Genomic DNA, 13,540 nt, shown 5'->3' on the forward strand with positions numbered 1-13,540 from the left:
GTACATATGGACTTATTTGACCTGTTAACAATTAAATTTACCTTGCCCGCGAAAGCTGCCCCTGTAAGAAAAGTGGGTGGGAATTATGTTCATAAATTACTTTGCCGATCAACAACAGTATCGGCTCAAGTCAGAAATGCACGTTTCCAAGGATATTTTGAACTTGTTACGGGTCTAAAGCCCCCTCTAGACTATATCTATCTGAAAGATCCAAATTCCAGGGGGAAATGCGCAGATGGTGTAGCTTCCCTTAAAGCGAAGGAACCATTTACATTCGAAAAATGGCGAGAAGATACTGAGTTAAGCTGGGAGCAATTTCCAGAGCAGGTATTTAGCACTTCGCCTAATGAGATTAATGAACAATGGTATCATCAATTTCAGTTTAGAGAGGACGACCCAGAGCACCGTTCTCCAGGTCTCAGAAAACCCCAACTGGGTGCACTTCATGCAATTGCAGGCTATTTCGCTACTGATTTGCAGGTAGAACCTGCTACCGTCGTACTGCCCACTGGAACGGGAAAAACGGAAACAATGCTGGCTACCATGATATACCAGCGATGCGAGCGAATTTTGCTCATAGTTCCATCTGACTCTCTCCGAACACAAATATCAAAAAAATTCATTGAGTTGGGATATTTGCCAGAGCTAACAGTCGTTCCGCCTAACATTGCCCTCCCTAATGTCGCTATTATTAAGAAGGGAATTCAGGTAGCGGAAGAAGCTAAGCAATTAGTTTGTGAATCAAACGTCTTGGTTGCTACGACCAACGTTTTGTCTGCCTGCTCCGAAGCAGCATTAAATGCACTTTGCGAGTCGTGTAGCCATCTTTTTGTTGATGAGGCCCATCATATCTCAGCCTCATCATGGCAGACAATTCGCGAACGATTCACAGACAAACGTGTAGTGCAGTTTACAGCTACTCCCTTTAGGAATGATAAAAAGTCCCTTGGTGGAAAAATTATCTATAACTATACGATGGGGGAAGCCCAACGAGCAGGCTATTTTACAAATGTAAATTTGCTGCCTGTAGAGGAGTATTACTCTGACCTTATGGATCATGCAATCGCGGATACAGCTGTAGGTCAACTGCGTATAGACTTAAATAATGACCTTGACCATTTGCTCATGGCGCGTACTAGCAATAAGCAGCGAGCAGAAGAAATACTTACTATTTATCAGAAAATTGCACCAAACTTTAATCCAATTGTTGTTCATTCTGATTATCCTAAAGCGGAAATAAAAAAACGTCTTAATAAATTATTATCAAGACATTCAAGAATCGTTATTTGCGTAGACATGTTGGGAGAAGGATATGATCTACCCAACCTGAAAATTGCCGCTTTGCATGATCATCATAAGTCTCTTGCCGTAACTTTGCAGTTCATTGGCCGCTTTACTCGTGTCAATAAAGCACAGAAAATTGGTCAAGCCAGTGTAGTCATGAATATTGCAGACCCGAATGTTGAAGGTGAATTACAGCATCTATATTCAACAGATGCCGATTGGGATAATGTATTAAGGCGACTCTCTGAAGGGCGAATTGCTAGAGAGATTAGGTTACAAGAGGTCGTGGATGCCTTAAAAAGGAAAGGTGATTTACACGATCAGATTTCTCTATGGAATCTTGAGCCAAGTTGTTCAGTCATGTTATTTCAAACATACTGTGACAATTGGGAGCCTGAAAGATACAAGGAAAAACTGCCCAGATTCGATGAATCCTGGCATGCAATAGCAGAAGATGAGAATTTGCTTATTGTGCTAGCTGTCCAGGCAACTTCAGTCCGGTGGGGAAGCTACAAAGATCTTAAAGATACCAATTATAAAATTCTAATTGCTCATTGGGATCAAGACAGATCCGCCTTGTTTGTATTCTCAAATGACTATAAAGCATTTCGAGTTGAGAATCTAGTCAGTACTATTTGTGATGATAAATTTGAAGTTGTCAGTGGTGAAAAAGTCTTTAATGTATTTAATGGTATTGAATATCCTTTGGCAAGAAATTTAGGCGCATCTCAAATTGGGGCAATCAGCTTTACTCAATATTTTGGCCCAAATGTCACTGAGGGGCTATCACTAATTGAAGCGTCTCAATCAAGCTTAAGCAATATTGCTGCATTAGGTTATGAATCCGGAAACCGTGTAATCTGGGGATGCTCGCAACGCAGAGGTAAAGTCTGGTCACCACAAAAAGGTGGCAGCATTGCTGATTGGTGCAACTGGGTTAAGAAAGCCTGGGACAAGATCTTTAGTTCGGAACCGGATCCAAACAATCTTACGCGTAACTTTTTGCGTCCTGTCCCATTACTTGAACCCTATAATGAATATCCAATATCAGCTCAATGGGGTGAGTATTTGCTTACTGCGTTCGAAGATAAAGTTATTTTTCATTTTGATACTGTATCTGCTCATTTATATTTAGTAGAGGTCAGGACTGCTGGAAAATTTGAAGATGGTAATGTGCGACTCATTTTCTCTACAGATGAAACGTCATCTGAATATAAATTATGTCTCACGGGAAGTGCTACAGCGAAAGGTTATGCCTATCAGTTGATATCTGGCCCTGACGTTTTTGTACAGCGTGGTGAATCTGAACCTGTATCACTATCAGAGTATATGGAAATTGATCCAGTAATGATTCATTACTCCGATGGCTCATTTTCATACAACGCTCATATAGTCCATGTAAGCCAAAATATTGGCCTTTATGACAAAGACGAAATTGTAGCTTTTGATTGGAAGGGAACTGATGTTCGAGTGGAATCAATGGGCTATACTCGAGATCCATCATCCATCCAATGGCGTTGGTACAGTGAAATTAAAGATAATTACGATGTCATTATTAATGATGATGGTAAAGGTGAGTCAGCAGATTTAGTGGGGTTGAGAATAGTTGATGACTGTATTGTTCTCTCTTTAATCCATTGCAAGTATTCAGGCTCAGAAGAAGCTGGAGCAAGACTTAAAGATCTTTACGAAGTATGTGGGCAGGCGCAGAGATGCATTCGTTGGAAACACCTGAATCTTTCCTATTTATACCATCACATTAAGCGTCGCGAGGAACAGTGGCGATCGCGTGGTCATTCTCGCTTTCTGAAAGGCACTATAAAAGACCTTGCTGCTATGAAAGAGCGCTCCAGAATCACACCTCTTAAATTCCAAGTTGTTATTGTTCAACCAGGACTTAGAGTAAGCAAAATTAATGAAGAAGGCCTTAAATTACTTGGCAGTACGGCCTTATTTATCAAGAAAACAACGATGGCAGATTTAGTTGTTATTGGTTCTAAATAGGGCGAAAAATTGACAATTTTCGACTTTAGCAATATTAAACAACGAATTGAATATGCTATAAAAATGATGGAAAAAGCAAGAAAAGAGAGTAAATTATGATCCTATTCTTTTATCCTTACATAATGCTTTGCTATAGCGCTGGATACGCTTTATTGCAAACACTGGATGGGATGGGTGTGATTAGTACCAACTTTGTGGAAATGAACGCACAGGGTGCTCTTTTGAGCAGTTACTGGTCTCCCAATAAAGTTGCTGTAGTCTTAGGAGGATGTTTTCTTGAGCTCTTTATTTTATTATTACCCTTTATTTTCTTGAGCTCATGGATACTTGCCAGAAAAAAGGGACTCATCATTTGTTTTGTTCTTCTTATAACCCCTGGCCTATTATCGCTCTGTCACCTTCTTCCTGCTATCCAGTGGTTGCCATTGACCTATGAAATAGGAGGTGCAGGTGCAACAGGTAACGCAGCTGGACTCGGAAGTCTTAGCCTCATAGGGCTATTGTGCGGTTGGATTTTGGCAGTAATCATTAGTGATATTTTTGCTACAGGAGAGAAATTCAGACAGTGGACAGATATTTTCCTAATACTGACAGCAGTTGGTAACGGTATTTTCTGGGTCTCAGACAGAGAGGTAGCAGTCGGTAAAACCGCATATGAGAAAACAATTACGGATATTAATGATGCAGCCAAATATCTTCTTTTTCAGGTGAAAGACTACAGCCGCATGTGTGACAATAACGGGCTTACCGAAATGTCATCTTGTCAGTGGGCATCGTACATTCAAGAAACGCTAGAAAATATTGCTAGTACAAAATCATCTGTTATTGAATATGTAATACCTGAAAATCTTGACACCTTCTACCGAATTCCTGAGTACTATAGTAATCAAGTATCTCCAGATAAAATCAGACAAGAATTTCAAGACTTCAATAAAAAACTATGCCCAAATAAACCTCTTTCCAAAACAATAACACAATTGCCATCACCTTCTCGATGGTGCCAGACACCACCCCCAGCTTACTGCAATGCCATTCAAGAGGGAAAATATAAAACAGGCATGTCAGACCGTTTCGCTGTCGCCAATGAGTGTGTAACTACATCATTATTAAGGTACCGCCAAGTTTTATTAAAAGAACAAGCTCGTTTATCCTTAAGTAAAAATGCCCCTCATTATAGATGGATGTGGTTTATTGCTATGTCTTTTTTTATTGGTGGGAAAATTGCCAATGTAATGACAAAAATAGGTAATGTAGAGAATCGTGGCATAACTGAAAAACATAGAGTTAAATTTATCCTTTTAAAAATACTTGGCTTTATTGTGCGTACATTAATAAGATGTGCCATCTTGTGTTGGAAAGTGTTTTTTTCAACGTTCAATTATATCAAAAAATTGAAGGAAATAAAGAATGATACTTAAATAAAATAGTGGCAAACTTTCAATTGCAAGGTTAATCTTGGTGTTGAAATGAATAAAGAAAAAGGGGTACTTTCTCCTGTACCCTTGGAGTTTACGTTAGATGATACATCTGAATCTACTGTGGGGATTCACACTAGCGGCAACAGTGTTTTGTACTCAACCGGTAATACAATAGCATCCATGACTGATTGAGCGTAGAGCTCAGTAACGTTATTAATTAACAAACTATTGAAAGAATTCGCGGATCGCTCTTACCGATAAAATCAGTGAATGTATTGCTCTTGGTGATAATACCATTGGGAAAAATTACCAACCAGCCATCCCATTAAGGCTAGCCGATTAACTTTAATTAAACGGATATGGCAAATAATTCAAATGTCATTACCACGGTTGATTTTTTCGTAGTAAAACAGCGTAACCCTTTTCTCCCGGTTTGCATCCAAGAAACCTGCTCATCATTGCTGCTGAAGATATATACTGCCCTTACACGATAATTGTTTAGGAAAGTAACCATGCCTTTAGATTTAAGTAACACTTTAGTTATTGGCATCAGCGCAACTGCGCTTTTCGACATGAGCGAATCCGATCGTATGTTTCGGGAAACCTATGCGACCGATCCTGATAGTGCCATTGAGAAGTACCGCGCTTACATGCTCGAACACGAAAACCAGCCTTTACAGCCCGGAACAGGCTACCCCTTAGTCAAAGCATTGCTGGGTCTGAACCGGTACCGCCAGCCGAATGATAAATCGCCGTTGGTTGAGGTTGTTGTGATGTCGCGTAACAGCCCTGATACGGGTATCCGCGTTTTGAATACTATCCGCCATGACAGGCTCGATATCACGCGTTCTGCCTTTACGGCAGGCGAAACCGTTGCCGATTACCTTGATGCATTTGATGTGGATCTATTTTTAACAACTAACGTTGAAGATGCGCAAAAGGTGATTGATTCCCGATTCTGCGCTGCTGCAATCCTGAAAGATCCGCCTTCCGACGCCTCCGATATCCCGGAGGGGCAAGTGCGCATTGCTTTTGACGGCGACGCGGTACTTTTTTCCGATCAAAGCGAGTTAGTATATAAAACACAAGGGATGGCTGCCTTTCATGCTCAGGAAGACGCGCAGCAGGATATTCCTATGGAAGAAGGGCCATATGCCACTCTGTTAAAAAAAATAGCCAAGCTTCAGGAACGACTGCCAACCCGCGTTGAGTATTCTCCCGTCCGTATTGCACTAGTGACGGCCAGAAACAGCCCATCAGAAATGCGCGTCATTAAAACGCTCAGAAGCTGGGGAGTATACGTCGATGAGGCTTTTTTTCTGGGTGGTGTAGAGAAAACAAAAGTCCTGAAGGCGTTTAAGCCACACATTTTCTTTGACGATCAGGATGTGCATTTGATCGCAGCGGCAAAGGTTGTACCTTCTGGAAAAGTCCCTTATGCCAGTAACTCCGAACTTGCAGAACGTGAAGCATCGTGATTATCGCTAACAAACCATTTAGTCATTAAGACTGAATGGTTTGTATGCCACTCGCAAAATATCTGCCCTACCTCAAATCAATGCTCTCCTCTGAACACCTCTTTCCTGTGCCATTCCACAAACTTCTCTCCCGGATAATTTTCTTTAACAGGTGGCAACGCAATCGCCTTTCCCGCAAAATCCCAGAACAGTCGCTGTACCACCCCACCACCATTTACCGCGTCGGAAACATTCACACGCATATTTTCATCCAAACCAATCGAACCACGATCAAACGCTTTATGATGGATTGCGCACAACGCCAGGCCGTTAGGTACTTCACAAGGGCCATGGTGCTGCTTCCATCTGATATGGGCAGCTTCCAGAGCAATCGGCGCATTGTCGTGGCGCATGTTAAAGCCGCATATAGCGCATTGATAATTGTAAGCACGTAGCACCATCTGGCGGAATTTCGGATCGCGTTGACGGAGAGAGGTGCGAATATCAAAACCCATTTCGTCAGCGATGTCTTCCTGAATACTGGCCGGGAAATGTGCCTCCAGGAGCTGCTGCGCCAGCGTATCAATTAACCTGTGATTTTTTGCCACCAACGCAAAATTGTCGGCATCAAATCCACCCGCGACATTATATTCGGTGAGTTCACGACGGGGCGGCTGGCGGCTACCATTGGTTGAGCACAGTTCCGCGTTTTGTAGTTCCCAGAAGCCATCGCCCTTCAGACGCCAGAACGGCATGTCCGGGCGCTGGTCACGGCGGTGCGGTCCATAACGTTCCAGAAGCTCCAACAGGGGCTCGTAGATTTCAGAACTATAGTTAAACAGGCGCTCATGACCCTGCCGATAGCGTGAAAGGACATGCAGCAGCAATAATGGCTTATGTGGCGCACGCTGTTCGCCTTTGCGCCAAATGGTGATATTTGATATCGCTTGCTTCAGGGTTTTGTCAGAGGTCATTACGTTGAAGAATCCATGAGCACATATTTGCGATGATGCTCGCAACTTTATGTACATTCAAGGCATTATTGCAGACGTCCTTTTTGTCTGGCGACTCTGTATCTGGCAGATGGAATTCTGATAACAACGGTAAAAAATACAGCGACCAACCAGTCCTAAAGGGCTGGTTGGTCATTTTAATTTAAACATCAACCGAGAAATAAAGGCATTCAACTCACTCGCCATTACCCCGGTTGATCTTCGCATAGTCAAACGGCGTAATCCCTTTCCCTCGATTGGCATCCAGAAAATCCGCCCACCACTGCAACATCAGCTTGCGCTCATCCAGGTGTTCCGCTTTATGGATATACGCCGCCCTCACCGAATTGCGTTCCATATGGCTCATCTGCCTTTCCACCGCATCCTTCGACCATAGTCCTGACTCAATTAACGAACTACAGGCCATTGTGCGAAAGCCATGACCACAAACCTCAACTTTAGTGTCGTAACCCATCACCCGTAGCGCACTGTTTACAGTGTTCTCGCTCATGGGCTTACGCGGATCGTGATCGCCAATAAAAATCAGCTCATGCTCGCCACAGAACTGTTTTATCTGCTTCAGGATCGCCAGCGCCTGCTTTGAAAGCGGCACCAGATGCGGTGTACGCATCTTTGAACCTCGCTGAGAATGTTTCACATCAGGAATGGGCTCTCGCTCAGGTGGGATGGTCCACATTGACGTTTCAAAATCGATTTCTGACCAGCGAGCAAAACGCAGCTCACTGGACCGAATAAAGATAAGCAGGGTGAGTTCTGTCGCCCAGCGGGTTAGCGGCCTGCCGGTATAGCTATCTATTTTCTCAAGCAACTCAGGGATGCGCTTTAATTCCAGCGCCGGACGATGTTGTCGATTACCGGAAGCAACCGCCCCAGCCATCTCTTGTGCCGGGTTATAATCAATTAACCCACTTTGCACTGCATAACGCATAATGGCCGTAGTGCGCTGTTGAAGACGAGCAGCAACCTCAAGACGTCCAGACATCTCTACGGCTTTAATGGGCGCTAATAAATCGCGCGTTTTTAACTCAGTGATATTACGTTCACCAAGCGCTGCAAAGAGATTATCTTCCAGACTTTTTAGCACACGATGGGCGTGATCTTCAGACCACTTTTTATTGGTGCCATGCCACTCGATCGCTACCTCTTTAAAGGTTCGTGCTTTACTCTGTTCAACCTTATCATTTTTCTTTTTGTCTCCCGGATCGACGCCATTCGCTAGTAGCTTACGCGCTTCGTCACGACGCGCTCTGGCATCCGCCAGTGTGATTTCAGGGTAAACCCCAAGTGCCAGCATCTTTTGCTTGCCGTCATAACGGTACTGCAAACGCCAGTACTTAGAACCATTAGGATGGACAAGTAGGTGCATACCGCTGCCATCGGTCAGTTTGTATTGCTTATCCGTTGGCTTGGCTGTTCTGACCTTGATATCTGTTAACGCCATGCTTATCCCCTCCCTGTTGGTACAAGCATTATCGAACCGTAAATACCATCATCTGTACCAACATGTGTTGGTAGATGTACGTTGATGTCGGTTGACCTTGAGAGAGTTAATATAGCGGGAAAGATAGATAAATACTGGATTTTAGACATAAAAAAAGACCTCAGTTGAGGTCCATTTACATGCTTTTGGTGCCGAAGGCCGGACTCGAACCGGCACGTATTTCTACGGTTGATTTTGAATCAACTGCGTCTACCGATTTCGCCACTCCGGCACTGGAAAGGTATGCGGAAAACGTTGAGGATTATACCTGTAGCGCGCCACCATGCAAGTACCAGCACTAGCATAACTCGCTAAGTGTCGAAAAAACCAGCACAACTCCAATCCTGGTCACGTTTTCGCTGGCAACCCATAATCCCCCCTTCCGCCAAGCGCCCCGCCCCCACATGCTCTACACTCTCAGTTCAACACCACACTGAGAGATACACGATGTCCATAATAAAAAGCTACGCCGCGAAAAATGCCGGGGCAGAACTGGAAGTCTGGGAATACGATGCCGGGGAGCTGCTGCCGGAAGACGTTGAGGTGAAAGTGGATTACTGCGGGATCTGCCACTCGGACCTGTCGATGATCGACAACGAATGGGGGTTCTCTCAATATCCGCTGGTTGCCGGCCACGAGGTGATTGGTCACGTGGTGGCGCTGGGCAGCGCGGCGCAGAGTAAGGGGCTGAAGATTGGTCAGCGCGTGGGCATTGGCTGGACGGCGCGAAGCTGCGGCCACTGCGATGCCTGTATCGATGGCAACCAGATTAACTGTACCGAAGGCTCGGTGCCAACCATCCTCAACCACGGCGGCTTTGCCGATAAGCTGCGCGCCGACTGGCAATGGGTTATTCCACTGCCGGACAACATTGATATCGAAACCGCAGGCCCGATGCTGTGCGGCGGGATCACCGTCTTTAAACCGCTGCTGATGCACCACGTTACCGCCACCAGCCGCGTAGGGGTGATTGGGATTGGTGGTCTGGGGCATATCGCCATTAAGCTGCTGCGCGCGATGGGTGCTGAAGTTACAGCGTTCAGCTCCAATCCGTCGAAAGAGCAGGAAGTGCGGGCGATGGGTGCAGACCATGTGGTTAACAGCCGTTCGCCGGAAGCGCTCAAAGCGCTGGCGGGTCAGTTTGATCTGATAATCAACACCGTCAACGTCGACCTGAACTGGCAGCCGTACTTCGAAGCGCTGGCCTCGGGCGGCAACTTCCACACCGTCGGCGCGGTGCTGACGCCGCTGCCGGTACCGGCGTTTACCCTGATTGGCGGCGACCGCAGCGTCTCCGGTTCGGCGACGGGTAACCCGTTCGAACTACGCAAGCTGATGAAGTTTGCTGGTCGCAGCAAAGTCGCGCCAATTACCGAGCTGTTCCCGATGTCGAAAATCAACGATGCCATCCAGCACGTGCGTGACGGTAAAGCCCGTTACCGCGTGGTATTGAAAGCTGATTTCTGATGTTTATCCGGCGGCGTTCTGCCGCCGGTTCTTCTCTTCGCCGTTAAGCTTTTGCGAAGGCCGCGAAGACTTCCGCTACGGCAACGGCACCTGGGTCCGGCACGCCGTTCAGGTTATCGCTGTTCACGTACGACGCGCGCCCCGCTTTCGCTTTTTGCATCGTCGCCGTGCTGTCAGCACCCTGCTGTGCTGCCGCAATCGCTTCTGCCAGCCCCTTATCTCGCAGCGCTTCCAGCGCCGGTTGCAGAGCATCGATTAACGTACGGTCGCCGGGTGCGGCACCGCCGTAGAACTTCATCTGCTTTAACCCGGCCAGTAGCGCATTTGCCAGCGGCTCCCCCTGCGCTAACGCCTGCCCGGCAGCGGTGAAGAACAGCGACATCAGCACGCCGCTGGAGCCACCCATCACGGTTGCCAGACGTTCGCCAATCAGCTGTAGAAGCTGCGCCGGGTTGTTTAGCGGCAGGGCGTTCTGCTGGAGCAACGTAGCGACATCCTGCGCGCCCAGCGCAAAGGTCGAGCCGGTATCGCCGTCGCCTACCTTGGCATCCAGCGCATTCAGGCGACTCTCTAAACCCAACAGCGTCTGGGTAGCCTGTGCCACCAGCGCATGCACCTGCGGGTTCTCCGACGGCTGCACCTCCAGCGCGTCGTGAACTTTGGCATGCGCCAGGGTTCTCAGTGGCGCAAAGGCCACGGCTTTCACCCAACCGCTGGTCTCAACGTCGGCCAGCAGCGCCTCTTCAATGGCCTGATTCAGAACGATCAGCGAGAGCGAGAAGCCCTTCATATCGAGCGAACTGACCAGCGTCGCCGGGCCAATCAGATAGGCTATCTGCTCGCGCAGTGCGGAGTGCGCAAGCTCTTTGGCGAGCAGCGCCATCTCAAGCTCCGACACGCCGCCGAGGTTGTTGATCAGCACCGCCACGCGGTTGTCACCCGCTGAGGCTTTCAGGGTCTCAACCAACGTGCCAATCAGCTGTTGGCTGTTATGGCTGCTGACCGTCGAAGCACCTGGCTCACCGTGGATGCCAAGCCCCAGCTCCACCTGACCGGGCTTAATGCGGTCTTCGGTCTCACCGCCGGGTAAATTGCAGGTCTCCATCGCCAGCCCCAGGCTGAACACGCCGCGACTCGCCTGCTGGGCTATCTCGTATACTTCGCTGAGCGATTTCCCCTGCTCCGCCGCATAGCCCGCCACTTTATGCACCAGCGCCGTGCCCGCAATGCCGCGCGGCTGTTTGTTGTCCGGCAGTGCAACGTCGTCGGCGACAATCACCATCTCGACCTTCAGGCCGTAGCGTTTGGCCTTTTCGGCGGCAAGGCCAAAGTTGAGGCGGTCGCCGGTGTAGTTTTTGACGATCAGCAGACAGCCACGATCGCCAGTTACCGCCACGATGGCGTTCAGCACCGCATCAACGCTCGGTGAGGCAAAGAGATCGCCGCATACGGCAGCGGTGAGCATGCCTCTACCAACAAACCCCGCATGCGCCGGTTCGTGGCCGGAGCCGCCGCCGGAGATTATCGCCACCCGGCTTTTATCCCAGTCGCTGCGGGCGACAATACGAATCGCCGGGTCGATATCCAATCGCACCAGGTTCGCGTGAGGTGCGGACAACACTAAGCCTTCAAGCGCATCGTCCACAAGGTGTTTGCGCTCGTTAAAAAAGAATCGGGACATAGCATTCCAAAAAAAAGTAAACCGTATGCAAAGCATAGTCGGCGCTGGATAACGCGCCGCAAAACAGACAATTTACTGCCGCGAGATGTCGTTGTTTTGCCTATACTCGACGCAGAATAAATGGAGGATTACCCATGAGCGCACCATTGCTTATCGCACGCACCCAGGACAAGCAGCTTGAACTGCTGCCCAATATGGCCAACCGTCACGGGCTGATTACCGGCGCCACCGGTACCGGGAAAACCGTTACCCTGCAAAAGATGGCCGAGTCGTTCTCGGAGATTGGCGTGCCGGTCTTTATGGCGGATGTGAAAGGCGACCTGACCGGCGTGGCAGAGGAAGGCCAGGCCTCAGAGAAGTTAATGGCACGCCTGAATAATATCGGTGTGACCGACTGGGAGCCGCATGCTAACCCGGTGGTGGTGTGGGATATCTTCGGCGAGAAGGGCCACCCGGTTCGCGCCACAGTCTCAGACCTCGGCCCGCTGCTGCTGGCTCGCCTGCTGAACCTCAACGAGGTGCAGTCCGGGGTGCTGAATATTATCTTCCGCATCGCCGACGATCAGGGCCTGCTGTTACTGGACTTCAAAGACCTGCGGGCCATCACCCAATACATCGGCGATAACGCCAAATCATTCCAGAACCAGTACGGTAATATCAGTACCGCCTCCGTCGGTGCCATCCAGCGCGGGCTACTGACGCTGGAACAGCAGGGTGCCGAGCACTTCTTCGGCGAGCCGATGCTCGATATCAAAGACTGGATGCGCACCGACAGCAACGGTAAAGGCGTCATTAATATCCTCAGCGCAGAGAAGCTCTACCAGATGCCGAAGCTTTACGCTGCCAGCCTGCTGTGGATGCTCTCCGAACTGTACGAGCAGTTGCCGGAAGCGGGTGACCTCGAAAAACCGAAGCTGGTTTTCTTCTTCGACGAAGCGCACCTGCTGTTTAGCGATGCGCCGCAGGTGCTGCTGGATAAAATCGAACAGGTGATCCGCCTGATTCGCTCTAAGGGCGTGGGCGTCTACTTTGTGTCGCAGAATCCGTCGGATATTCCTGATGCGGTACTGGGCCAGCTAGGTAACCGCGTGCAGCACGCGCTGCGCGCCTTTACGCCGAAGGATCAGAAAGCGGTGAAAACGGCGGCGCAAACCATGCGCGCTAACCCGGCGTTTAATACCGAGCAGGCGATTCAGGAACTGGGAACCGGCGAGGCGCTGATTTCGTTCCTCGATGCAAAAGGCAGCCCGTCCATCGTTGAGCGAGCGATGGTTATCGCGCCGTGTTCACGCATGGGGCCGGTGACCGACGATGAACGCAATGGGCTTATTAATAACTCACCGCTGTACGGTAAGTACGAAGATGAAATAGACCGCGAGTCGGCGTTCGAGATGCTGCAAAAAGGGGTACAGAATAGCGCCGGTCAGGCAGATGCTCCGCCCGCTAAAGGCCAGCAGAGTGCTGATGACGGCATCCTTGGCGGGCTGAAAGATATTATCTTCGGCACCACCGGGCCGCGCGGCGGCAAGCACGATGGTCTGGTGCAAACGGCGGCGAAAAGCGCCGTGCGTCAGGTGACGAACCAGATTGTGCGTGGGATGTTGGGTAGTCTACTGGGTGGGCGGCGGCGTTAACGCCGTATCCGGCCTATAACTCGTAGCCCGGGCGAGCGGCAGCGACCCCGGGGATAACACCGATGTTCCAAAGGAATTCAGAAATTTCGGGCATAAAAAACC

8 protein-coding genes and 1 tRNA gene are annotated in these 13,540 nt (G+C 48.7%); 5 read left to right on the forward strand and 4 right to left on the reverse strand.

What is annotated here, in order from left to right:
* Positions 1-6: 6 nt before the first annotated feature.
* From FHC49_RS09110 to FHC49_RS09120, 3 genes are all read left to right on the forward strand, one after another.
* Positions 7-3,288 (forward strand): DEAD/DEAH box helicase, encoded by a 3,282-nt coding sequence (locus FHC49_RS09110; RefSeq protein ID WP_220439596.1) that lies wholly within the window; start codon positions 7-9, stop codon positions 3,286-3,288.
* A 152-nt stretch (positions 3,289-3,440) separates the two neighbouring features.
* On the forward strand, positions 3,441-4,706 hold the full coding sequence (locus FHC49_RS09115) for a hypothetical protein (protein WP_255581279.1): 1,266 nt from the start codon (positions 3,441-3,443) through the stop codon (positions 4,704-4,706).
* A gap of 512 nt (positions 4,707-5,218) precedes the next feature.
* Positions 5,219-6,184 carry a 5'-nucleotidase gene (locus FHC49_RS09120; RefSeq protein WP_220439598.1) on the forward strand — a complete coding sequence of 322 codons (966 nt, stop codon included), beginning with the start codon at positions 5,219-5,221 and terminating at the stop codon, positions 6,182-6,184.
* Between the two features lie 77 nt (positions 6,185-6,261).
* Here FHC49_RS09120 and FHC49_RS09125 read toward each other — a convergent pair whose 3' ends face one another.
* The 3 genes from FHC49_RS09125 to FHC49_RS09135 form a co-directional block, all read right to left on the reverse strand.
* Positions 6,262-7,137: a phosphorothioated DNA-binding restriction endonuclease gene (locus FHC49_RS09125; protein WP_220439599.1), complete on the reverse strand. Its 876-nt coding sequence runs from the start codon at positions 7,135-7,137 to the stop codon at positions 6,262-6,264.
* A gap of 214 nt (positions 7,138-7,351) precedes the next feature.
* Entirely contained in the window at positions 7,352-8,617 is a 1,266-nt protein-coding gene (locus FHC49_RS09130) for an integrase arm-type DNA-binding domain-containing protein (protein WP_199952573.1), read from the reverse strand.
* Between the two features lie 186 nt (positions 8,618-8,803).
* A tRNA-Leu gene (locus FHC49_RS09135) sits at positions 8,804-8,888 on the reverse strand.
* Positions 8,889-9,103: 215 nt separating this feature from the next.
* On the opposite strand from FHC49_RS09135, the gene FHC49_RS09140 reads away from it, so the two are divergent.
* The gene (locus FHC49_RS09140) at positions 9,104-10,123 is read left to right on the forward strand and encodes an NAD(P)-dependent alcohol dehydrogenase (RefSeq protein ID WP_185670116.1); all 1,020 of its coding nucleotides are present in this window, start codon (positions 9,104-9,106) and stop codon (positions 10,121-10,123) included.
* A 43-nt stretch (positions 10,124-10,166) separates the two neighbouring features.
* On the opposite strand, the gene FHC49_RS09145 is transcribed toward FHC49_RS09140, so the two are convergent.
* Positions 10,167-11,804 (reverse strand): glycerone kinase, encoded by a 1,638-nt coding sequence (locus tag FHC49_RS09145; protein ID WP_220439600.1) that lies wholly within the window; start codon positions 11,802-11,804, stop codon positions 10,167-10,169.
* Positions 11,805-11,938: 134 nt separating this feature from the next.
* Here FHC49_RS09145 and FHC49_RS09150 point away from each other — a divergent pair, with 134 nt between their 5' ends.
* Positions 11,939-13,438, forward strand: coding sequence for a helicase HerA-like C-terminal domain-containing protein (locus tag FHC49_RS09150; protein WP_220439601.1), 1,500 nt, complete (start codon positions 11,939-11,941; stop codon positions 13,436-13,438).
* The last annotated feature ends 102 nt before the right edge of the window (positions 13,439-13,540 follow it).

Source organism: Kluyvera sp. EC_51, from assembly GCF_019584505.1.
In the GTDB taxonomy this organism is placed as follows: Bacteria; Pseudomonadota; Gammaproteobacteria; order Enterobacterales; family Enterobacteriaceae; genus Kluyvera; species Kluyvera sichuanensis.